General features: G+C 69.9%; 20 protein-coding genes. 14 read left to right on the top strand and 6 right to left on the bottom strand.

Going from position 1 to position 20,335, the window contains the following annotated elements:
* Window positions 1–54 precede the first annotated feature (54 nt).
* From FB470_RS08425 to nuoN, 5 genes are read left to right on the top strand one after another with little or no spacing between them, the layout of a single operon-like run.
* A complete protein-coding gene (locus FB470_RS08425; RefSeq protein ID WP_306990201.1) occupies window positions 55–852 on the top strand; it encodes an NADH-quinone oxidoreductase subunit J in 798 nt (265 codons plus the stop codon).
* Window positions 849–1,148 (top strand): NADH-quinone oxidoreductase subunit NuoK, encoded by a 300-nt coding sequence (gene nuoK / locus FB470_RS08420; RefSeq protein ID WP_179772268.1) that lies wholly within the window; start codon window positions 849–851, stop codon window positions 1,146–1,148. Before FB470_RS08425 ends, nuoK begins: the two co-directional genes overlap by 4 nt.
* Window positions 1,149–1,160: 12 nt before the next feature.
* The gene (nuoL, locus tag FB470_RS08415; protein WP_306990199.1) at window positions 1,161–3,056 is read left to right on the top strand and encodes an NADH-quinone oxidoreductase subunit L; all 1,896 of its coding nucleotides are present in this window, start codon (window positions 1,161–1,163) and stop codon (window positions 3,054–3,056) included.
* Entirely contained in the window at window positions 3,053–4,603 is a 1,551-nt protein-coding gene (locus tag FB470_RS08410; protein ID WP_306990197.1) for an NADH-quinone oxidoreductase subunit M, read from the top strand. The genes nuoL and FB470_RS08410 overlap by 4 nt, the downstream gene beginning before the upstream one ends.
* Before the next feature lies 1 nt (window position 4,604).
* The gene (gene nuoN, locus FB470_RS08405) at window positions 4,605–6,167 is read left to right on the top strand and encodes an NADH-quinone oxidoreductase subunit NuoN (RefSeq protein WP_306990195.1); all 1,563 of its coding nucleotides are present in this window, start codon (window positions 4,605–4,607) and stop codon (window positions 6,165–6,167) included.
* Between the two features lie 56 nt (window positions 6,168–6,223).
* Here the strand turns inward: nuoN and FB470_RS08400 are convergent, their stop codons facing one another.
* Together FB470_RS08400 and FB470_RS08395 are read right to left on the bottom strand one after the other, a co-directional pair.
* Window positions 6,224–6,448, bottom strand: coding sequence for a hypothetical protein (locus tag FB470_RS08400; RefSeq protein WP_306990193.1), 225 nt, complete (start codon window positions 6,446–6,448; stop codon window positions 6,224–6,226).
* Window positions 6,449–6,615: 167 nt separating this feature from the next.
* The gene (locus FB470_RS08395; protein ID WP_306990191.1) at window positions 6,616–6,999 is read right to left on the bottom strand and encodes a hypothetical protein; all 384 of its coding nucleotides are present in this window, start codon (window positions 6,997–6,999) and stop codon (window positions 6,616–6,618) included.
* A 54-nt stretch (window positions 7,000–7,053) separates the two neighbouring features.
* On the opposite strand from FB470_RS08395, the gene FB470_RS08390 reads away from it, so the two are divergent.
* From FB470_RS08390 to FB470_RS08380, 3 genes are all read left to right on the top strand, one after another.
* On the top strand, window positions 7,054–7,602 hold the full coding sequence (locus tag FB470_RS08390; protein WP_306990189.1) for a hypothetical protein: 549 nt from the start codon (window positions 7,054–7,056) through the stop codon (window positions 7,600–7,602).
* The gene (locus FB470_RS08385; protein ID WP_306990187.1) at window positions 7,586–8,605 is read left to right on the top strand and encodes a polyprenyl synthetase family protein; all 1,020 of its coding nucleotides are present in this window, start codon (window positions 7,586–7,588) and stop codon (window positions 8,603–8,605) included. Before FB470_RS08390 ends, FB470_RS08385 begins: the two co-directional genes overlap by 17 nt.
* 140 nt (window positions 8,606–8,745) lie before the next feature.
* Window positions 8,746–9,996, top strand: coding sequence for a sunset domain-containing protein (locus tag FB470_RS08380; RefSeq protein WP_306990186.1), 1,251 nt, complete (start codon window positions 8,746–8,748; stop codon window positions 9,994–9,996).
* A gap of 58 nt (window positions 9,997–10,054) precedes the next feature.
* Here the strand turns inward: FB470_RS08380 and FB470_RS08375 are convergent, their stop codons facing one another.
* The 4 genes from FB470_RS08375 to FB470_RS08360 all read right to left on the bottom strand — a co-directional run bounded on the left by FB470_RS08375 (window position 10,055) and on the right by FB470_RS08360 (window position 14,385).
* Window positions 10,055–11,119: a 2-oxoacid:ferredoxin oxidoreductase subunit beta gene (locus FB470_RS08375; protein ID WP_306990184.1), complete on the bottom strand. Its 1,065-nt coding sequence runs from the start codon at window positions 11,117–11,119 to the stop codon at window positions 10,055–10,057.
* Window positions 11,116–13,017, bottom strand: coding sequence for a 2-oxoacid:acceptor oxidoreductase subunit alpha (locus tag FB470_RS08370; protein WP_306990182.1), 1,902 nt, complete (start codon window positions 13,015–13,017; stop codon window positions 11,116–11,118). The genes FB470_RS08375 and FB470_RS08370 overlap by 4 nt, the downstream gene beginning before the upstream one ends.
* Window positions 13,018–13,165: 148 nt before the next feature.
* A complete protein-coding gene (locus FB470_RS08365) occupies window positions 13,166–13,930 on the bottom strand; it encodes an enoyl-CoA hydratase (protein ID WP_306990180.1) in 765 nt (254 codons plus the stop codon).
* A gap of 8 nt (window positions 13,931–13,938) precedes the next feature.
* Window positions 13,939–14,385 carry an Lrp/AsnC family transcriptional regulator gene (locus FB470_RS08360; RefSeq protein WP_306990179.1) on the bottom strand — a complete coding sequence of 149 codons (447 nt, stop codon included), beginning with the start codon at window positions 14,383–14,385 and terminating at the stop codon, window positions 13,939–13,941.
* A gap of 73 nt (window positions 14,386–14,458) precedes the next feature.
* Between FB470_RS08360 and ddaH the strand changes: the two genes are divergently transcribed.
* From ddaH to FB470_RS08330, 6 genes are all read left to right on the top strand, one after another.
* Window positions 14,459–15,289, top strand: coding sequence for a dimethylargininase (ddaH, locus tag FB470_RS08355; protein WP_306990176.1), 831 nt, complete (start codon window positions 14,459–14,461; stop codon window positions 15,287–15,289).
* 84 nt (window positions 15,290–15,373) lie between these two features.
* A complete protein-coding gene (locus tag FB470_RS08350; RefSeq protein WP_306990175.1) occupies window positions 15,374–16,612 on the top strand; it encodes a class I SAM-dependent methyltransferase in 1,239 nt (412 codons plus the stop codon).
* Window positions 16,609–17,397, top strand: coding sequence for a sugar phosphate nucleotidyltransferase (locus FB470_RS08345; RefSeq protein ID WP_306990173.1), 789 nt, complete (start codon window positions 16,609–16,611; stop codon window positions 17,395–17,397). The genes FB470_RS08350 and FB470_RS08345 overlap by 4 nt, the downstream gene beginning before the upstream one ends.
* Window positions 17,394–18,035, top strand: coding sequence for a PIG-L deacetylase family protein (locus tag FB470_RS08340; protein WP_306990171.1), 642 nt, complete (start codon window positions 17,394–17,396; stop codon window positions 18,033–18,035). Before FB470_RS08345 ends, FB470_RS08340 begins: the two co-directional genes overlap by 4 nt.
* A gap of 3 nt (window positions 18,036–18,038) precedes the next feature.
* On the top strand, window positions 18,039–19,061 hold the full coding sequence (locus FB470_RS08335; protein ID WP_306990169.1) for an NAD-dependent epimerase/dehydratase family protein: 1,023 nt from the start codon (window positions 18,039–18,041) through the stop codon (window positions 19,059–19,061).
* Entirely contained in the window at window positions 19,061–20,326 is a 1,266-nt protein-coding gene (locus tag FB470_RS08330) for a DUF4910 domain-containing protein (RefSeq protein WP_306990168.1), read from the top strand. The genes FB470_RS08335 and FB470_RS08330 overlap by 1 nt, the downstream gene beginning before the upstream one ends.
* Window positions 20,327–20,335: the final 9 nt, after the last annotated feature.

Here is a 20,335-nt window from a genome sequence, read left to right as displayed (position 1 = left end):
CTCATCCGCAAGCCCCGGCCGGTGTGCCGGGCCCGTCCGCGAGGAGGTGCGGTGATGGTGCTGGCACAAGCCGCGGAAGCGGTCTCCACCGGGGAGGCCATCGCGTTCTGGGTGCTCGGTCCGATCGCCCTGCTGGGCGCCCTCGGGCTGATCTTCGCCCGCAACGCGGTCCACTCGGCGCTCTTCCTGGCCCTCACGATGTTCTCGCTGGGCATCCTCTACATGGTCCAGCAGGCGCCGTTCCTCGGGTTCACCCAGATCATCGTCTACACCGGCGCGATCATGATGCTGTTCCTGTTCGTGCTGATGCTCGTCGGGCGGGAGAGTTCCGACTCGGTCGTCGAAGTGCTCCGCGGGCAGCGTCTGTGGGGCGGCATCCTCGGCATCGGCGTCGCCGGGCTGATGGCCACCGCCCTCACGCGGGCGCTCGCCAACGTCACCCCGGCGCCACCGGCGAGCGGCACCGCCGGCGGGCTCGGGCGCCTCATCTTCACCGACTTCCTGTTCCCGTTCGAGCTCACCTCGGCCCTGCTGATCACCGCCGCCCTCGGGGCGATGGTGCTGGCGTTCCCCGAGAAGCGCGGGCGCCGGACGCAGAAGGAACTCGTCGAGGCCCGGTTCCGCGGCGAGTACGAACGCATCTCGCCCCTGCCGGGGCCCGGCGTGTTCGCCACCTCCCACTCCGTCACGACCCCCGCGATCCTGCCGGACGGCTCGGTCGCGCCGGAGTCGCTGTCCACGATCATCGAGTCCACGCCCACGGCCCGCCTGGAGGCCGAACGCAAGCAGGTCGAGGGCACCGAACCACAGCCCGACGCCCACGCACTGGTCGGGAAGGGTGACGAGGAATGACCCCCACCTACTACCTGCTGCTCTCCGCCCTGCTGTTCGCCATCGGCGCGGTCGGCGTGCTGGTGCGGCGCAACGCCATCGTCGTGTTCATGTGCATCGAGCTGATGCTCAACGCCGTGAACCTGTCCCTGGTCACGTTCTCCCGCATCAACGGGCAGCTCGACGGCCAGGTGATGGCGTTCTTCGTGATGGTCGTCGCCGCCGCCGAAGTGGTGGTCGGGCTGGCGATCATCATGGCCATCTTCCGGACCCGCCGCTCGGCCTCGGTCGACGACACCAACCTGCTCAAGTACTGAGAGGGCTACTCAGTGATCGCATCATCGTGGCTGCTGGTCGCGTTCCCGGCCCTCGGCGCGCTCGTCCTGCTGGCCGGGGGCAGGCGCACCGACGGCTGGGGTCACCTCCTCGGCTGTGCGACGGTCATCGCGTCGTTCGTGTACGGCCTGGTGCTGTTCTTCGGCAGCGACGGGCACGTCACCGACACCAGAATGTTCACCTGGATCGGCGTCGGCTCGCTCCAGATCGACTTCGGACTGCGGATCGACGCGCTGTCGCTCGTCTTCGTCCTGCTGATCACCGGCGTGGGCGCGCTGATCCACATCTACTCGATCGGCTACATGAAGGAGGACGGCGGCCGGCGTCGCTTTTTCGGGTACCTGAACCTGTTCGTGGCCTCCATGCTGGTTCTGGTGCTGGGCAACAACTTCGTGACGCTCTACCTCGGCTGGGAGGGCGTCGGCCTGGCGTCGTACCTGCTCATCGGCTGGTACTCGGACCGCCCGTCCGCGGCGACCGCCGCGAAGAAGGCGTTCCTGATGAACCGCGTCGGTGACGTCGGGCTCGCGCTCGCGATCTTCCTGATGTTCAAGTACCTCGGCACGGTCACCTACGCGGGCGTGTTCGACCGCATCGGCGAGGCCCCGCCGGCCGTGATCACCGCGATCGCGATCCTTCTGCTGCTCGGCGCGTGCGGTAAGTCCGGCCAGTTCCCGCTGCAGGCCTGGCTCCCGGACGCCATGGAGGGCCCGACCCCGGTGTCGGCCCTGATCCACGCGGCCACCATGGTCACCGCCGGCGTGTACCTGGTGGCGCGGGCCAACCCGATCTACAACGAGACCGAGGCGGGGCGCCTGATCGTCACCCTCGTCGGCGCGGTCACACTGCTGATCGGGTGCATCATCGGCTGCGCCTACGACGACATCAAGAAGGTGCTCGCCTACTCGACCGTCAGCCAGATCGGCTACATGATGCTCGCCGTCGGGCTCGGCCCGTTCGGCTACGCGCTCGGCATCATGCACCTCCTCACGCACGGCTTCTTCAAGGCCGGGCTGTTCCTCGGCGCCGGGTCGGTCATGCACGGCATGAACGACGAGGTCGACATGCGCAAGTTCGGCGGCCTGTACCGGCACATGCCGATCACGTTCGTCACCTTCGGGCTCGGGTACCTGGCACTCATCGGGTTCCCCTTCCTGTCGGGCTACTTCTCCAAGGACGCGATCATCGAGGCCGCCTTCGGCCAGGAGGGCTGGCGCGGCTGGGTGTTCGGCCTCGCGGCGATGCTCGGCGCCGCGCTGACCGCCTTCTACATGACCCGGCTGATGCTGCTCACCTTCTTCGGCAAGGAACGCTGGAAGGACCTGCGCACCGCAGAGGGCAAGGAGTTCCACCCGCACGAGTCGCCACCGGTGATGACCGGGCCGATGATCGTGCTGGCCCTCGGCTCGGTCGGCGCCGGCGCCTTCTTCGCCCTCGGCGACCGCCTCTCCACGTGGCTCGCCCCGGCGCTGGGCGAGCTCGGCGAGGCCGAGCACACCGCGATCCCGCACTCGCTCATCCCGTGGGTCACCGTCGCCCTGTCCGCGCTCGGCGTGCTGGTCGCCTGGCTCGTCGTCGGGCGCCGGGACACCCCGGTCGAGCGGCCGGAGAACGTCTCCGCCGTCGTCAAGGCGGCCCGCAAGGACCTCTACGGCAACGCGGTGAACGAGGCGCTGGTCGCCACGCCGGGTATGTGGCTCACCCGGTTCTCGGTCTACCTCGACAGCCGTGGCGTGGACGGTGCCGTCAACGGCCTGGCCGCCGCACTCGGTGGCGGGTCCGGACGGTTGCGCAGACTGCAGACCGGCTTCGTCCGCTCCTACGCCCTGTCGATGCTGGCCGGCTCGTTCGTCCTCGTCGCCGCCCTGCTGATGGTGAGGTTCTCATGACCTGGGTGCTTGCCCTCATCCTCTGGCCGCTGATCGGCGCGTGCGTCGTCACCGGGCTGCGCCGCAACGACCGGCTCGCCGTGCTCGCCGCGGTCGTGTTCTCCCTCGTTGAGCTGGCGATGATCATCCCGACGTGGGCGACCTACGACCCGGGTGGCGCCCGCCTGCAGCACACCAGCTCCATGGACTGGATCCCGAGCTTCGGCGTGCACATCTCGTTCGGCATCGACGGCATCGCCCTGGTGATGATCGCCGTGATCGCGTTCCTGGTGCCGATCGTCATCGGCGCACTGGGCACGGCGGACAAGCTGCCGCAGGACCGCAGCGCGGGTGGTTTCCTCGCGCTGATCCTGGTGCAGGAGGCCATCACCATCGCGGTGTTCGCGGCCACCGACGTGTTCCTGTTCTACGTGCTGTTCGAGATCATGCTGATCCCGATGTACTTCCTCATCGGCGGTTACGGCGGCGCGAACCGGCAGTACGCGGCGGTCAAGTTCTTCCTGTACTCCTTCCTCGGCGGTCTGATCATGCTGGCCTCGGCGATCGGGGCCTACTCGCTCGCCGCCGACAAGCTGGGCAACGGGACCTTCGACTGGGCGACGCTGGTCACGGTGGTCCGGGATGCGCCGGCGAGCACCCAGATCTGGTTGTTCCTCGGGTTCTTCCTGGCGTTCGCGATCAAGGCACCGCTCGTGCCGTTCCACACCTGGCTGCCCGACGCGGCCGGCGAGGCGCCCATCGGGGTGGCCGTCCTGCTGGTCGGCGTGCTGGACAAGGTCGGCACGTTCGGTTTCCTGCGCTACTGCCTGCCGATGTTCCCGCAGGCCAGCAAGGACCTGGCACCGCTGGTGCTGGTGCTCGCCGTGATCGGCGTGCTCTACGGTTCGATCCTCGCCGCGGGGCAGCAGGACATGAAACGCTTCGTCGCCTACGTGTCGATCGCCCACTTCGGGTTCATCGCACTGGGCATCTTCGCCTTCACCCAGCAGGCCACGGTCGGCGCGGTGAGCTACATGCTCAACCACAGCCTCGCGACCGGCATGCTGATCGTGGTGCTGGGCCTGGTGATCGCCCGGGGCGGGTCGACCCGGATCTCCGACTACGGCGGCATGTTCAAGCTGACGCCACTCCTGGGCGGCATGCTGCTGATCGCCGGTCTGTCCACGTTGTCCCTCCCGGGTACCAACTCGTTCGTCAGTGAGTTCCTGGTGCTGCTGGGCGCTTTCGAGACCCAGCCGGTGTACGCGATCCTCGCCACGGTCGGCATGGTGCTGGCCGCGGCGTACGTGCTGTGGCTGTACCAGCGCCTGATGACCGGACCGGTGCGGGGGACCGCGCTGGTCGGCGCCGGGGGCGGCCCGGGCACGGCCATGGCGCCCGAGCTGGGCGCCCGCAAGACCATCAAGGACCTGGGCGGCCGGGAGCTGGCGATCCTGGTGCCGATGGTCGTGCTGGTCATCGGGCTCGGCTTCTTCCCCCAACCCGTGCTGGACACGGTGACCCCGTCGGTCGACGCGACGCTTTCCGCACTCAACGGAGGCCAGTGAAATGCTCGGGATTCTGGCCCAGCAAGGGCAAATCACCGCACCGCACATCGAGTACCAAGCGATCCTGCCGGTGCTGATCGTGCTCGGTGCGGCGTGCGTCAGCGTGCTGTTCGAGGCCTTCCTGCCCCGGCACATGCGGTGGCCGTCGCAGGTGTTGCTCAGCCTCGTCGGTCTCGCCGCCGCCGGCATCGCGCTGGCCGTGTACGTCAGCGGTTCGCCGGTCAAGGGACTGACCACCCTCAGCGGCACGCTCTCGGTCGACAAGCCCGCCCTGTTCCTGTGGGGCACCCTGCTCGCGCTGGCGCTGCCCGCGATCCTGCTGATCGCCGACCGCTCGGTGGAACCGGGCGGTGCGTTCGTCGCGCAGGCCGCCATCCGTCCGGGCACCGTGCAGGACCGGGCCCAGGCCGGGTCGACCGGGATGCAGACCGAGGTCTTCCCGCTGGCGCTGTTCGCGCTGGGCGGGATGATGACGTTCTGCGCGGCCAACGACCTGCTCACGATGTTCATCGCGCTCGAGGTGCTGAGCCTGCCGCTGTACCTGATGTGCGGCCTGGCCCGGCGCCGTCGGCTGCTGTCGCAGGAAGCGGCGGTCAAGTACTTCCTCCTCGGGGCGTTCTCGTCGGCGTTCTTCCTGTACGGCCTCGCGCTGCTGTACGGCTACGCGGGTTCGGTCAAGCTCGCCGACATCGCCAACGCGGCGGCCGGTTCGGACCGGTCGGACATGCTGTTGTTCGCGGGCTTGGGCCTCCTCGTGGTCGGCTTGCTGTTCAAGGGTTCGGTCGGTCCGTTCCACACCTGGACGCCGGACGTCTACCAGGGCGCGCCGACGCCCGTCACCGGGTTCATGGCGGCCTGCACCAAGGTCGCCGCGTTCGGCGGGATCCTGCGCGTGCTGACGGTCGGGTTCGAGTCGACCAGCTGGGAGTGGCGCGGCGTGCTGTGGGCCGTCGCGATCATCTCCATGGCGATCGGCGCCGTGCTCGGCCTCACGCAGACCGACGTCAAGCGCATGATCGCCTACTCGTCCATCGCGCACGCCGGCTTCCTGCTCGTCGGCACGCTCGCGATGACCGACCAGGGCCTGTCCGGGACCCTGTTCTACCTGCTGGCCTACGGCTTCACCACGCTCGCGGCGTTCGGGGTGGTCTCGCTCGTGCGCGACGCCAAGGGCGAGGCCACGCACCTGTCCGCGTGGGCCGGCCTGGCCAAGCGGTCACCCGTGCTGGCCGGGGTGTTCACGTTCCTCCTGCTCGCTCTGGCCGGGATCCCGCTCACCAGCGGGTTCGTCGGCAAGTTCGTCGTGTTCTCGGCGGCGCTGCGCGACGGCATGGCGCCCCTGGTGGTGATCGCGCTGGTGTTCAGCGCCGTCGCGGCGTTCTTCTACCTGCGGGTGGTCGTGCTCATGTACTTCTCCAAGCCGGCCCCCGACGGCCCCACCGTGACGGTGCCGGGTGCGTTCACCACGGCGGCGATCACGCTGGGCGTGATCATCACCCTGCTGCTCGGGGTCGCCCCCGCGTTCGCGCTGAACTGGGCGGGAGCAGGATCCTTCGCCTTCTGAGGCATTGCCGCCGGAAGTGCCCTCCGCCCATCCGGGTGGAGGGCATTTTCGTGTGGTCAGCCGGAATCCGGCGCGGGGTGCCCGGACTGCAATGTGCGCAGCACGTCGCCGTAGGAGCAGGTGTGCCGGTGCACCTCGGGGCAGCGGCAGGGGTTGTGCCGGGCCAGCCGCATCAGCTTGCGGAGGTGCCGTCGGGCGAGGCCGTGTCCGCGGGCCTCGTCGAACGCCAGCCGGGTGGTCTGGTTGCGGCCGCGGCGGCCGGGAAGGGTTTGTTCGGTCATGTCCCGAGCATGCACGGAGAACGAGCGGAGTGGGAAACAGAACCGGATTCTGTGGATGGGTGGGGGCGATGTGGACAAGTCGTGGCGATTCGTGCGGTGGCGCGGGTTTTTGTCGGTGGCGTGTGCTAGCCGACCTGCACCTCAGGCCGGCCGCTCGGCGCCGGCGATCACTGTTGCTGATCAGCTGCGTCGCGATTTCGTCTATGCAGGCCGTGAAGTCCCGTCCCGCCGCGGTTTCGGTTCCCGCGACGTTGTCGAGCATCCACAGCCGCCACCGAACGCGAGCAGACCGATCGGCGTCCCAATCGCGTCCACATAGGACTCACGTTCGGCCGCGGCGGCAGGTTGCCGGCGTAGATCGTGCCGAACACCGTGACCCCGAAAGAACCCCTCGACGGGAACTCACCGCGGACGTCGCCACCCCGGCTGATCGCCGCGCCGCTGACCAGTGCGGTGACCATCATCCCGACCACGAGCGCCAGCATCCGCAACCCCGGCTCGGGCGCGCTCGCACCCTGCGCCAGCCGCAGGTAGGTGATGCCACCGAACATGGCGAACCCCTCGGTGGTGCTGCTGGTGCTGGTGGGGCTGCGGGCCGGGAGCCGATGCGCCTGTTCAGCGGGCGGGCGAGGCCCACTGGAGCGGCCCAGGTAGTCGATGCGCGGCTCGACCGCCGCCTGGCCAGCGTGGTGCCGTTCGTCGCCGGACCTTCCTCCGCGGACGGACTATGGCGCGGTCTGTCGCGGGTGGTCACGTCGTACCTGCTCGCCGAGACGATCATGATGGCGCTGATCGGCCAGTTCGGCGACGTCATCGGGCGCAAACGGGCGTTCCTAGGTGGGCGGCACCGCCGAGGCCGGCCACGATCGTCGGCAGCCGTGGTGGACACGAGCGCGGCCAGCAGCGTCTTGAGCATGATCGCCGCGACGACGGTGTCCGGGGCCTCCCGGCTGGTCACTTCGCGAACGTTAGTGCTGGTCAGAGCCGCCTGCGGGCTGTCTCACCCGATGATGTGGGTGGGCGCTGTCACGTGCATCACCAGCGCGGTTGCCAACCGGGCGCACGAACGCCCCGGGTGCAGCCATTACGCTGGTGAAGACCGGTCAGTGAAGTGCGGAGAGGGCGGACAACGTGTCAGTGCGGCACCGGGGTAGCACGATCGAGGAGCTGCGCGGGAGCGTGGGCCTGCGGATCGCCGACGAGCAGCTGCTGCGCACGATGGCCGCCGGCCTGGACGACGTGGAGAAGCTGCTGCGGGACACCGCGCGCAGCGAGGTCAAGGCCGTCCACGACGCGGCGTCGCACCTGGTCGAGGCAGGTGGCAAACGCTTCCGTCCGATGCTGACCCTGCTGGCCGGCGAGTTCGGCGAGGGCAACCACGACGACGTCGTGATCGCCGCGGCCGCCGTCGAGCTGGTGCACCTGGCCACGCTGTACCACGACGACGTCATGGACGAGGCGACCATGCGGCGCGGCGCGCCCAGCGTCAACGCCCGCTGGACCAACAGCATCGCGATCCTCACCGGCGACTTCCTGTTCGCGCACGCGTCGCGCCTGGTGTCCGACCTCGGCACGGACGCCGCCCGCATCCTCGCCGAGACGTTCAGCGAGCTGGTCACCGGCCAGATGCGGGAGACCGTCGGCCCCGGCGAGGGCGAGGACCCGGTGGACCACTACCTCAGCGTCATCGCGCAGAAGACCGGCTCGCTGATCGCGACGTCCGGCCGGTTCGGCGCCATGGTCTCCGGTGCGAAACCGGACGCGGTCCAGGCGATGCAGCGGTTCGGCGACATCATCGGCACCGCGTTCCAGATCTCCGACGACATCATCGACATCGCGTCCCCGTCCCACGAATCGGGCAAGACACCGGGCACCGATCTGCGCGAGGGCGTGCGCACCCTGCCGATGCTGTACGCGCTGGCCGACCCGGGCACCGACCCCCGTCTGGTCGAGCTGCTGGCCGGCCCGATCACCGAGGACGACCTGGTTGAGGAGGCCCTGACCCTGCTGCGGGCCTCGACCGGGCTGGATCGCGCCATGGTCACCCTGTCGGACTACGCTCAGCGCGCGAGGGCAGAGCTTGCCCCCCTGCCGGCCGGGCCCGCGCGGGAAGCCTGCGAATCCGTCGCGGACTACCTCGTCGCGCGAACGCGGTGAAGATCTTGAACAGGGCAGCGGCGCGCAGCGCCTCGGTTGAGGGTGGTGGCGGTGGGCGAGGGGCCGGCCACGTCATGCTTGCGCCGACGCGGCGTCACTCACAGTGGTAACCGCGCGGTAGGAAAGGAAGGGCGGCACCGATGTCCCTCTTCGGACAGGTCTGGCTGTGGAGCGCGGCGGCATTCGTGGTCGGGGTGCTGCTGACCTGGTTGTTCCTGGCACGACCGGCCCAGGCGAGAAGCAGGCACCTGGAGCGCAGACTCCTCGCCGCGCAGAGCGCGCCTGCCGCACAGCCGACGCGCACCTTCGAACGCGACCCGGAGCCGGTGTCCGCGCCGGTCGCCCGGAAGGACACGTCCGCCGAGCCTTCGCCCGCCGAGGAGCACCACGCGCCACCGTCGTGGCTGGAGCGGGACAGCCTCGCCGGGCGGTCGTACCAGCCGGGGTCGGAGATCGACGACGACTCGCTGTTCGACACGGAACCCGAGCCCGAGGACGAGCCGGAGTACCGCGGGACGGGTGCCCCGGAGCCGGAGGCGCACGGAGCGGCGACGGCCGAGGCGACCACCGTGTTCAACGCGTTCGGGCGGGAGCGGACGGGTGAGGCCGGGTCGCTGTTCGAACGCGACCAGGCGGGCGAGGCCGGGTCGCTGTTCGAACGCGACCAGGCGGGCGAGGCCAGGTCGCTGTTCGAGCGTGAGCCGGCTGAGGAGCGGGGTTCGCTGTTCGAGCCGGGGCCGGACGCGTCGGCCGCCGGGGCCGAGGGCGAGCGGACCGCCGGGCGGGGGTCGCTGTTCAGCCGGGACGACGCGCCCGAGCCGGAGCGCGGGTCGCTGTTCGACCCGGATCACGCGCCCGAGCCGGCGCGGTCGCCCGAGTCGGCCTTCACGCCGTTCGCCGCGCCCGAGGAGGAGCCGCCGGCGTACGCGTTCGGCGCCGACGAGCAGCAGCCGCACGCCGACGACGAGGCGGCCACGGAGACCACGCAGGTCCTGCCGAGGCGGCAGCCGCGACGCTCGGCGCACGCGTTCGACCCGCCGCGGCCGGTGCAGCCGTCCATGCGGACCGTCGAGCGCCGCGAACCGACCCAGTCCGAGGAGGGTGGGCGCAGCGGCTCGCTGTTCGAGCCCGGCCCGAGGGCGGCCAACGCCCCGGCGCCGCCGCCCGCGCGCAGCCACGGGGACGCCTCCGTGCCGCCGGGTCCGTTCGGCCCGGGTTCGGCCATGCCCCGGCCCGGGGGCGGCGCGCCGTCCGCGGAGTTCGTGGTGAAGGCGAGTGTGACCGCGTTGCGCTACTGCACCGCCGACTCGCCCCAGTACGGGCGGATGGTCGCCGAGGTGTGGTTCCGCTCGGCGGAGGACGCCGAGCGGGTCGGCTTCCGCCCGTTGTAGGGACACGACGAAGAGGGCCCCGCACCACAGGTGCGGGGCCCCTTTTCGTCGGACGAACTCAGTCGACGGTCCAGGTGTCCTTGCCGGTGAGCAGGGCCTGCAGGTCCGCCGGCTTGGCGGAGCGGGCCTGTTCGACCTGGGCACGGGCCTGGTCGTCGTAGGTGGGGCGGTACACCTGGCGGAAGATGCCGGTCGGGGTGTGGTTGAGGTTCTGGTCGCCGAGCCGGGACAGCCCGAAGGCGTACGCGGTGTCGGTGATGGTGGGGTCGTGGACGACCAGGTTCTCCTCCCCGATCTCCGCGACCTTGCCGACCTCGAAGCCGCCCCAGCGGGTCGGCGTGACGCCGTACTCGGCTTCCGGTCCGAAGCGGATCGGTTCGCCCGCGCGCAGCGGGATGATCCGCTGCGCGGCCTCGTCGGCGTCCTTGAGCACGTCGAACGCGCCGTCGTTGAAGATCGGGCAGTTCTGGTAGATCTCGACCAGCGCCGAACCGCGGTGCTGGGCCGCCGCGGTCAGCACCTCGGTCAGGCCCTTGCGGTCGCTGTCCAGCGCGCGCCCGACGAAGGTGGCCTCCGCGCCCAGCGCGAGCGAGACCGGGTTGAACGGGGTGTCCACCGAACCCATCGGGGTCGACTTGGTGACCATGCCCTGGCCGGACGTCGGCGAGTACTGGCCCTTGGTCAGGCCGTAGATCCGGTTGTTGAACAGCAGGATCTTGATGTTCACGTTGCGCCGCAGGGCGTGGATCAGGTGGTTGCCGCCGATGGACAGCGCGTCGCCGTCACCGGTGACCACCCACACCGACAGGTCGGGCCGCGTGGTGGCCAGGCCGGTCGCGATCGCCGGGGCGCGGCCGTGGATGGAGTGCATCCCGTAGGTGTTGAGGTAGTACGGGAAGCGCGACGAGCAGCCGATGCCGGAGACGAACACGATGTTCTCGCGCTTGAGCCCCAGCGTGGGCAGGAACGACTGCACGGTGTTGAGCACGACGTAGTCGCCGCAGCCCGGGCACCAGCGCACTTCCTGGTCGGACTTGAAGTCCTTCGCCTTCTGGGCCTCGTCGGTGGCCGGAACCAAATCCAGGCCACCGAGCCGGGGGAGACCGAGATCCGTGGCGGTCATCGGGCCAGCGCTCCTTCGATGATGTCGGTGAAGACGTGCTGCAGTTCTTCGGCCTTGAACGGCAGGCCGGCGACCTTCGTGTAGGACTGCACGTCCACGAGGTACTTCGCGCGCAGCAGCCACGCGAGCTGGCCGAGGTTCATCTCCGGCACCACGACCCTGTCGTAGCGGGCCAGGACCTCGCCCAGGTTCTTGGGGAACGGGTTGAGGTGGCGCAGGTGCGCCTGCGCGATCGGCATTCCCTGCTTGCGCACCCGGCGGCAGGCGGCGCCGATCGGCCCGAACGTCGACCCCCACCCGAGCGCCAGCACCCGCGCCTCGCCGGAGGGGTCGTCGACCTCCAGGTCGGGCACGTCGATGCCGTCGATCTTGCGCTGGCGCAGCCGGACCATGTGGTCGTGGTTGTCCGGGTCGTAGGAGATGTTGCCCTTGCCGTCCTGCTTTTCCAGGCCACCGATGCGGTGTTCCAGACCGGGGGTGCCGGGCACCGCCCACTCGCGGGCCAGGGTCTCCGGGTCGCGCACGTACGGCCAGAACTCGCCGGACCCGTCCGCCGCGTTCGGCTTGGACGCGAACTCGACCGACAGGTCGGGCAGGTCGTTCACGTCGGGGATCAGCCACGGCTCGGAGCCGTTGGCGTTGGCGCCGTCGGACAGGATCATCACCGGCGTCCGGTAGGTCAACGCGATCCGGACCGCCTCGATCGCCGCGGCGAAGCAGTCGCCGGGGGACTGCGGCGCGATCACCGGCAGCGGGGACTCGCTGTTGCGCCCGAACATCGCCTGCAGCAGGTCGGCCTGCTCGGTCTTGGTCGGCAGGCCGGTCGACGGGCCACCGCGCTGCACGTCGATCACCACCAGCGGCAGCTCCAGCATCACGCCCAGGCCGATGGTCTCCGACTTCAACGCGATACCGGGACCGGACGTCGAGGTCACGCCCAGCGCCCCGCCGTAGGAGGCGCCCAGCGCCGCGCCGATCCCGGCGATCTCGTCCTCGGCCTGGAACGTCAGCACGCCGAAGTTCTTGTGCCGGGACAGCTCGTGCAGGATGTCCGACGCCGGCGTGATCGGGTACGTGCCCAGCAGCACCGGCAACCCGGCCCGCTGCCCGGCCGCCACGATGCCGTAGGCCAGTGCGGTGTTCCCCGTGATCTGCCGGTAGGTGCCCTTGTCCAGCTTCGCCGGCGCCACCTCGTACGTCGTGGCGAATGACTCGGTGGTCTCGCCGTAGTTCCAGCCGGCCCGAAACGCCAGGATGTTGGCCTCGGCGATGTCCGGCTTCTTCGCGAACTTCTCGCGCAGGAAGGCCTCGGTGCCCTCGGTGGGCCGGTGGTACATCCACGACAGCAGACCCAGCGCGAACATGTTCTTGCACCGCTCGGCGTCCTTCTTGCCCAGCCCGGTGCCCTCCAGGGCGCCCTGGGTCAGGGTCGACATGGCCACCTTGTGCACCTGGAACGCCGACAGCGTGTCGCCCTCCAGCGGGTCGGAGTCGTAGCCGACCTTGGTCAGGTTGCGTTTGGTGAACTCGTCGGTGTTGACGATGATCGTGCCCCCGTTCGGCACGTCCCGCAGGTTCGCCTTGAGCGCGGCCGGGTTCATCACGACGAGGACGTCCGGCCGGTCGCCCGGGGTGAGGATGTCGTAGTCGGCGAAGTGCACCTGGAACGACGAGACGCCGGGGATGGTGCCCTGTGGTGCGCGGATCTCGGCGGGGAAGTTGGGCAGGGTGGCCAGGTCGTTGCCGAAGGCCGCGGCCTCGGAGGTGAACCGGTCGCCGGTCAGCTGCATACCGTCGCCGGAGTCGCCGGCGAACCGGATGACCACGCGGTCCAGCTTGGCGACTTCAGTGGGCCGGCTCGCCGACAGCACCCCGTTGCCGTTCGTGCTCGTGCTCATGGGTCAGGGAATCCCTCTCTCCCGACAGGCTGCGTCCTCGTCGACACGTGGCCGGTGGGCACACTTCCGCCGATACCTCCACCTTACTTCTCGTTTTGCGGCGGCGATCGCCGGTGTGACCCTGCTTACCTGTAACTTACGGTAACATCTACTTCCGCGCGGTGATCGCGGCCTGCATGGAAGCGAGACGTTCGGCGAAGTCAGGCGAATTCAGGGACTTCACCTGGGGTTCGATCTCGGTGTCCACTGCGCGGGAATGCTCGGCCATGGTCGAGGTTTGCCGCATCGAGAACTTCGTGGCGAGGACGACCTCGCGGGGCGCCCGCGCCGCCGGTTCCGCCAGTTCCAGTGCCGCCTCCAGCAACGCGTCGTGGTCTCCGTCCACGGTGCGCAACGTCAGCCCGGCCGCCTCGGCCGCCGCCGCGTCGAGGGACTGGCCGAACAACGTCATCGCCCGTGCCCGCTGGATACCCACCGCGCGCTGGAGCATCCACGTGAACCCGCCGCCGGGGTGCAGACCCAGCTCGAGGAACCGGGGGATGAACTTCGCCCGCGGCCCGGCGAGGCGGACGTCCGCGGCGAGCGCCAGGTTCATCCCGGCGCCGACCGCGGCCCCGCCGACCGCCGCGATCGTCGGCAGCGAGCACCGGGCCACGCTGAGAAAACCTTCGTAGACCGCCCGCAGGCCCTCCTCCTGGGCGCTGCCCAGCGTCGTCAGGTCGGCACCCGCGCAGAACGCCGGCGGGGTACCGGTGACGACCAGGGCGTGCACGTTCTCGTCCTGTTCGGCCTCGACGACGGCCTGCCCGAGCTCGGTGGACAGCGCCAGGGTCAGCGAGTTCCGCCGGTGCGGGGCGTCGACGGTGACGACGGCGACCTTGCCCCGTCGCTCGGACACGATGCGTTCGGTCATGACCGTCATCATGTCGCGGGGTTCGGCGGGCGCTCAAGGAGCCGGGACAGCACCACCGTCGACACGGTCCGGTCGATGATCTCGAGCCCGCGCAGGCGCTCCAGTGCCGTCTCCAGCTGGTGGATGTCGGCGGCGCGCAGGTGCACGATCGCGTCCGCGGCGCCGGTGACCGTGTAGGCGGCGACCACCTCGGGCAGCGGTTCCAGCCGGGCCCGGATGCGGGCCGGCGAGATGTTGCCGCGGCAGTGCACCTCGACGAACGCCTCGGTGCCCCAGCCGAGGGCCTCCGGGTCGACGACCGCGGTGAAGCCGCGCAGCACCCCGGTCTCCAGCAGCCGGTCGACCCGCCGTTTGACCGCGGGTGCGGACAGTCCGACGACCTTCCCGATCTCGGCGTAGCTGGCACGCGCGTTCGTGACGAGGCACGAAACGATCTGCTGGTCGAGCGTGTTCACACGCAATGTTTAGCAGGTCGATGAGCAAGAAACAGCGATTGATTGCTCCTGAATCGAGCCATACCGTGAAGTCATGACGACCCGGGTACCGACCACCCGCCGATACCTCATGTGCCCGCCCCGGTACTTCGCCGTCGACTACGCGATCAACCCGTGGATGGACCCCGCGCAGCCGGTCAGCGCCGAGCGCGCGATGGCGCAGTGGTGCGAGCTGCGCGACACCTACCGCCGTCTCGGGCACACGGTCGAGGAGATCGAGCCGCAGCGCGGGCTGCCGGACATGGTGTTCGCGGCGAACTCGGGCACGGTCGTCGACGGCCGGGTCCTGGGCGCCCGCTTCCGCGCCCCGCAGCGCGCCGCCGAGGCCGAGCACTTCCGGCGCTGGTTCGTCGAGCACGGCTACCGGGACGTCGTCATGCCGGAGTTCGTGAACGAGGCCGAGGGCGACTTCGCCTGGACCGGCCGGATGCTCCTCGCGGGCACGGGCTTCCGCACCGACCCGGCCGCGCACGCGGAGGCGCAGGAGGTGCTCGGCGTGCCGGTGCTGTCGCTGCGGCTGACCGACCCGCGTTACTACCACCTCGACACGGCGTTGTTCGTGCTCAGCGAGGCGACCGACACCACTCCGGCGCAGGTCGCGTACTACCCCGAGGCGTTCTCCGCCGGATCGCGGCGCGTCCTGGCGCGCCTGTTCCCGGACGCCGTGCTCGCGACCGGGGCCGACGCGGCCTGCTTCGGCCTCAACGGCGTGTCCGACGGGCGCAACGTCGTGCTCCCGGTGGAGGCGACCGCCCTGGCCGAGCGGCTCGTGGTGCGCGGGTACGAACCGGTGCTCGTCGACATCTCGGAACTGCGCAAGGCGGGCGGTGGACCGAAGTGCTGCACGCTGGAGATCCGCAAGTAGTTCCTGTGTCTCATTTCGGGCTCGGTGCGCGATCGCGGAGCCGGTATTTGTAACAGGTCCTTCGCGTCCCCCGAATCAGGGGGCATGACAACGTGCCGACTCTGCGGTTCCACGCACCTGGCCAGTGTCGTCGATCTCGGTGCGACGCCACCGTGCGAGGCGTTCCTGACCGCGGAACAAGTGGACGAGTCGGAAAATACCTTTCCGTTGCACCTGCGGGTGTGCACGGATTGCTGGCTCGCGCAGATTCCGCCGTTGATCACGCCCGAGGACACGTTCACCGAATACGCGTATTTTTCGTCGTATTCGCAGTCCTGGGTGGACCACGCCGGCAGGTTCGTCGCCGGCGCGGTGGAACGGCTGGGCCTGGATCGCGGCTCGTTCGTCGTCGAGGTCGCCAGCAACGACGGTTATCTGCTCAAACACGTTGTGGCACAGGGCATCCGCTGCCTGGGCGTGGAACCTTCGGTGAACGTGGGTCAAGCGGCCCGGGAGGCCGGGGTGCCGACCCTGACCGCGTTCCTCGGACCCGAGACCGGCGCGTCCGTGCGCGAGCAGTACGGGCCGGCGAACCTGGTGGTCGCCAACAACGTCTACGCGCACATCCCGGACGTCATCGGGTTCACCAAGGGCCTGCGCGCGCTCGCCGCCGACGACGGGTGGGTGTCGATCGAGGTGCAGCACCTGCTCACGCTCATCGAGAAGACCCAGTACGACACGATCTACCACGAGCACTTCCAGTACTACACCGTGGCTTCGGCGCAGCGGGCGCTCGCCTCCGGCGGACTGTCGCTTGTGGACGTCGAGCTGCTGCCGACGCACGGTGGGTCGATCCGCCTGTGGGCCCGGCCCGCCGAGGCCGCCGGTGAACCGAGCCGGCGCATGCTCGACGTGCTGGCCCGCGAGAAGGCGGCCGGGCTGCACGAGCTGTCCGGCTACACCGAGTTCGCCGCGCGGGTCGCCCGGGTGGGCCGGGACCTGTTGCGGTTCCTCATCGACGCGGCCGACGACGGTCTGACCGTGGCCGGCTACGGCGCGCCGGGCAAGGGCAACACCCTGCTCAACCACTGCGGAATCCGGCCGGACCTGCTCGCTTACACGGTCGACCGCAACCCCTACAAGCACGGCCGGTTCACACCCGGCACGCGGATCCCCGTCCTGCCGCCGGATCGCATCGCGGCGGACCGGCCGGACTACGTCCTCGTCCTGCCCTGGAACCTGCGGGACGAACTGACCCAGCAGCTGTCCTACGTCGGGGAATGGGGCGGCAAGCTCGTCTTTCCCATACCCCACCTGGAAATCGTCGAGGTGAACCCAACGTGAAGGTCGTCCTGTTCTGCGGCGGGTACGGAATGCGGATGCGCGGCGGCACCGCCTCCGACGTCCCCAAGCCCATGGCCATGGTCGGTCCCCGGCCCCTGATCTGGCACGTCATGCGCTACTACGCGCACTTCGGGCACACCGAATTCATCCTCTGCCTCGGCTACGGGGCCCACCACATCAAGGACTTCTTCCTCAACTACGAGGAGACCACGTCCAACGACTTCGTGCTCCGCGGCGGGCGGGCGGAGCTGCTGTCCACCGACATCGCGGACTGGACGATCTCGTTCGTGCAGACCGGGATCGAGTCGCCGATCGGGGAGCGGCTGCGCCGGGTGCGCGAGCACCTGGGCGGCGACGGGATGTTCCTCGCCAACTACGCCGATGTGCTCACCGATGCGCCGCTGCCGGCGATGATCGAGCGGTTCGAGCGATCGGACGCCGGTGCGTCGATGATGGTCGTGCCGCCGCAGTCGTCGTTCCACTGCGTGGAAATGGACGAGGGCGGCCTGGTCGGCTCGATCACCGCGGTCAGCGAGATGCCGCTGTGGGAGAACGGCGGGTACTTCGTGCTGCGCCAGGAAGTCTTCGACCACATCCCGGAAAACGGTGACCTGGTCGCCGACGGGTGCGCCGAACTGGCCAAGCGCGGCCGCCTGCTGGCCTACCCCTACCGCGGGTTCTGGAAGCCGACGGACACCGTCAAGGAGCGGTTCGCCCTGGACGAGGGCTACACGCGCGGCGTGCGTCCGTGGGCGCTGTGGGACAAGGACCGAGTGCCGGCGTGATCGGGCTGATCCCGGAGCGGCTCGAGCGGATCGTGGTGCTCGGCGCGCACTGCGACGACATCCCGATCGGCGCGGGCGGCACGTTGTTGCGGATGAGCCGGCCGGGGCTGCGGGTGGACGCGCTGGTGCTCTCCGGCGGCGGCAGCGAGCGCGAGGACGAGGAACGGGCCGCGCTCGCTGCCTTCTGCCCGGGCGCGGACCTCGACGTCACCGTGCTCAAGATGCCGGACGGGCGGCTGCCCGCGCACTGGGGCGAGGCCAAGAACGCCCTGGAGGAACTGCGGTCCCGCACCGATCCGGACCTGATCCTGGCACCCCGCACCGACGACGCGCACCAGGACCACCGCGGCCTCGCGAAGCTGGTGCCGACGGCGTTCCGCGGGCACCTCACCCTCGGCTACGAGATCGTCAAGTGGGACGGCGACCTCACCACACCCTCGGCGTACGTGCCGCTGTCCGGCGAACTCGCCGAGAAAAAGGTCGAATTGCTGCAACGACACTACCCCTCGCAGCGACATCGTCCTTGGTACGACCGGGAAGCCTTCCTCGGGCTGGCCCGCGTCCGGGGCATCGAATGCCAGGCGCGGTACGCGGAGGCCTTCCACGTCACGAAGATGCGTCTCCAGCTGGAGGGCTGAGCCATGCGTGTGCTGCTGACCGGGCACAAGGGGTATCTGGGCACGGTGATGGCACCGGTGCTCACCGCCGCCGGGCACGAGGTGACCGGGCTCGACTCCGGTCTGTTCGACGAGTGCGTGCTCGGCCCGGCGCCGCAGGACCCGCCCGGGCACCGCGTCGACCTGCGGGACGTCACCGCCGAGCACGTGTCCGGAGTGGACGCCGTGATCCACCTGGCCGCGCTGTCCAACGACCCGCTGGGCGCGCTCGCGCCGGAACTGACCTACGAGATCAACCACAAGGCGGCCGTCCGGCTGGCCCGCCTGGCGAAGGACGCCGGGGTGTCCCGGTTCCTGTACGCCTCGACGTGCTCGGTCTACGGCGCGTCCGGCGGCGCGGGTCTGGTGAACGAGGACGCGCCGCTGCGGCCGGTGACGCCGTACGCGGAGTCGAAGGTGCTGGTCGAGGACGACCTGCACGAGCTGGCCGACGACGACTTCACGCCGGTCTTCCTGCGCAACGCCACCGCGTTCGGCTTTTCGCCGCGGCTGCGGGCGGACATCGTGCTGAACAACCTGGTCGGGCACGCGTGCCTGTCCGGTGAGGTGCTGGTGCTCTCCGACGGCACGCCGTGGCGGCCGCTGGTGCACGCCGGGGACATCGCGCGGGCGTTCGCCGCCGCGCTGGTCGCGCCGCGGGAAGCGGTGCACGACAAGGCGTTCAACATCGGCACCGAGCGCAACAACGTGACCGTCGCCGAGATCGCCGAACAGGTCGTCGAGGCCGTCCCGGGGTCGCGGTTGCGGATCACCGGCGAGGCGGGCGCCGACCCGCGGTCCTACCGGGTCGACTTCTCCCGGTTCCGCGCGGCCGTCCCCGGGTTCAGCTGCGAGTGGTCGGTCAAGGACGGCGCGGTCGAGCTGGTCGAGGCCTACCAGCGGTACGGGCTGACCCACTCCTCGTTCGAGCAGACCTTCACCCGGCTCGCGCGGCTCAAGCACCACCGCGAGAACGGCGACGTCGACGACACCCTGCGGTTCCTGTGATGCGAACCGGGGCCGAGATGCACGCGCTGGTGGAGCGGTTGTACCCGCTCTGCCGGAGCATCACGGGCGACGGGGTCCGCGCGACGCTGGACATCATCGGTGAGCACATCCCGTTGGCCCGCCACGAGGTGCCCACCGGCACGCAGGTGTTCGACTGGACCGTGCCGCCGGAGTGGAACATCCGCGACGCCTACGTCGCCGACGCCGACGGCAAGCGCGTGATCGACTTCGCGGAGTCGAACCTGCACGTCGTCGGCTACAGCGTCCCGGTCGCGGCGACGATGACCCTGCGGGAGCTGCGGCCGCACCTGCACACGCTCCCGGACCGCCCGTCCTGGGTGCCGTACCGCACCAGCTACTACGCGCCGGCCTGGGGCTTCTGCCTCACGCAGGAGACGCTGGACGCGCTGCCGGAGGGGTCCTACGACGTCCGGATCGACTCGACGCTCGCCGACGGGCACCTCAGCTACGGCGAGCACGTCGTGCCCGGGCAGGTCGACGACGAGGTGATCGTGTCCTGCCACGTCTGCCACCCGTCACTGGCCAACGACAACCTCGCCGGCATCGCGGTCGCGGTGTCGCTCGCGCAGGCACTGGCCGCCGGAAAGCCGTGGTACACCTACCGGTTCCTGTTCATGCCCGGCACGATCGGCGCGATCACCTGGCTGGCCCGAAACCAGCACCGCATCGAACGGGTCAAGCACGGCGTCGTGCTCGCCTGCGCGGGCGACCGCGGTGACCTGACCTACAAGCGCAGCCGCCGCGGGGACGCCGAAATCGACCGGGTCCTGGAGCACGTGCTGGCCGGCCGTCCACACCGGATCGCCGAGTTCTCGCCGTACGGCTACGACGAGCGGCAGTTCTGCTCGCCCGGGTTCGACCTCGGCGTCGGCTCGCTCACCCGGACGCCCTACGCCGGCTACCCCGAGTACCACACCTCCGCCGACAACCCGGACTTCGTGTCACCGGCCGCGATGGCGGACACACTCGCGGTGCTGCGCGAGGCGTGCGCGATCCTCGACCGCAACCGCCGCTACACCAACCTCAGCCCGTTCGGCGAACCGCAGCTGGGCAAGCGCGGGCTCTACGACTCGCTGGGCGGCCGCAGCGACGCCAAGCAGGCCCAGATGGCGATGCTGTGGGTGCTCAACCTCGCCGACGGTGACCACGACCTGCTCGACGTCACGTGCCGGTCCGGACTCGAATTCGACGCCGTCTCCGCCGCCGCCACCGCGCTGCGGGACGCGGGACTGGTGAAGGAGTGATCGCGTGAC

Source organism: Amycolatopsis thermophila (genome assembly GCF_030814215.1).
GTDB lineage: Bacteria > Actinomycetota > Actinomycetes > Mycobacteriales > Pseudonocardiaceae > Amycolatopsis_E > Amycolatopsis_E thermophila.
This window is presented reverse-complemented; position numbering and strand designations above follow the sequence as displayed.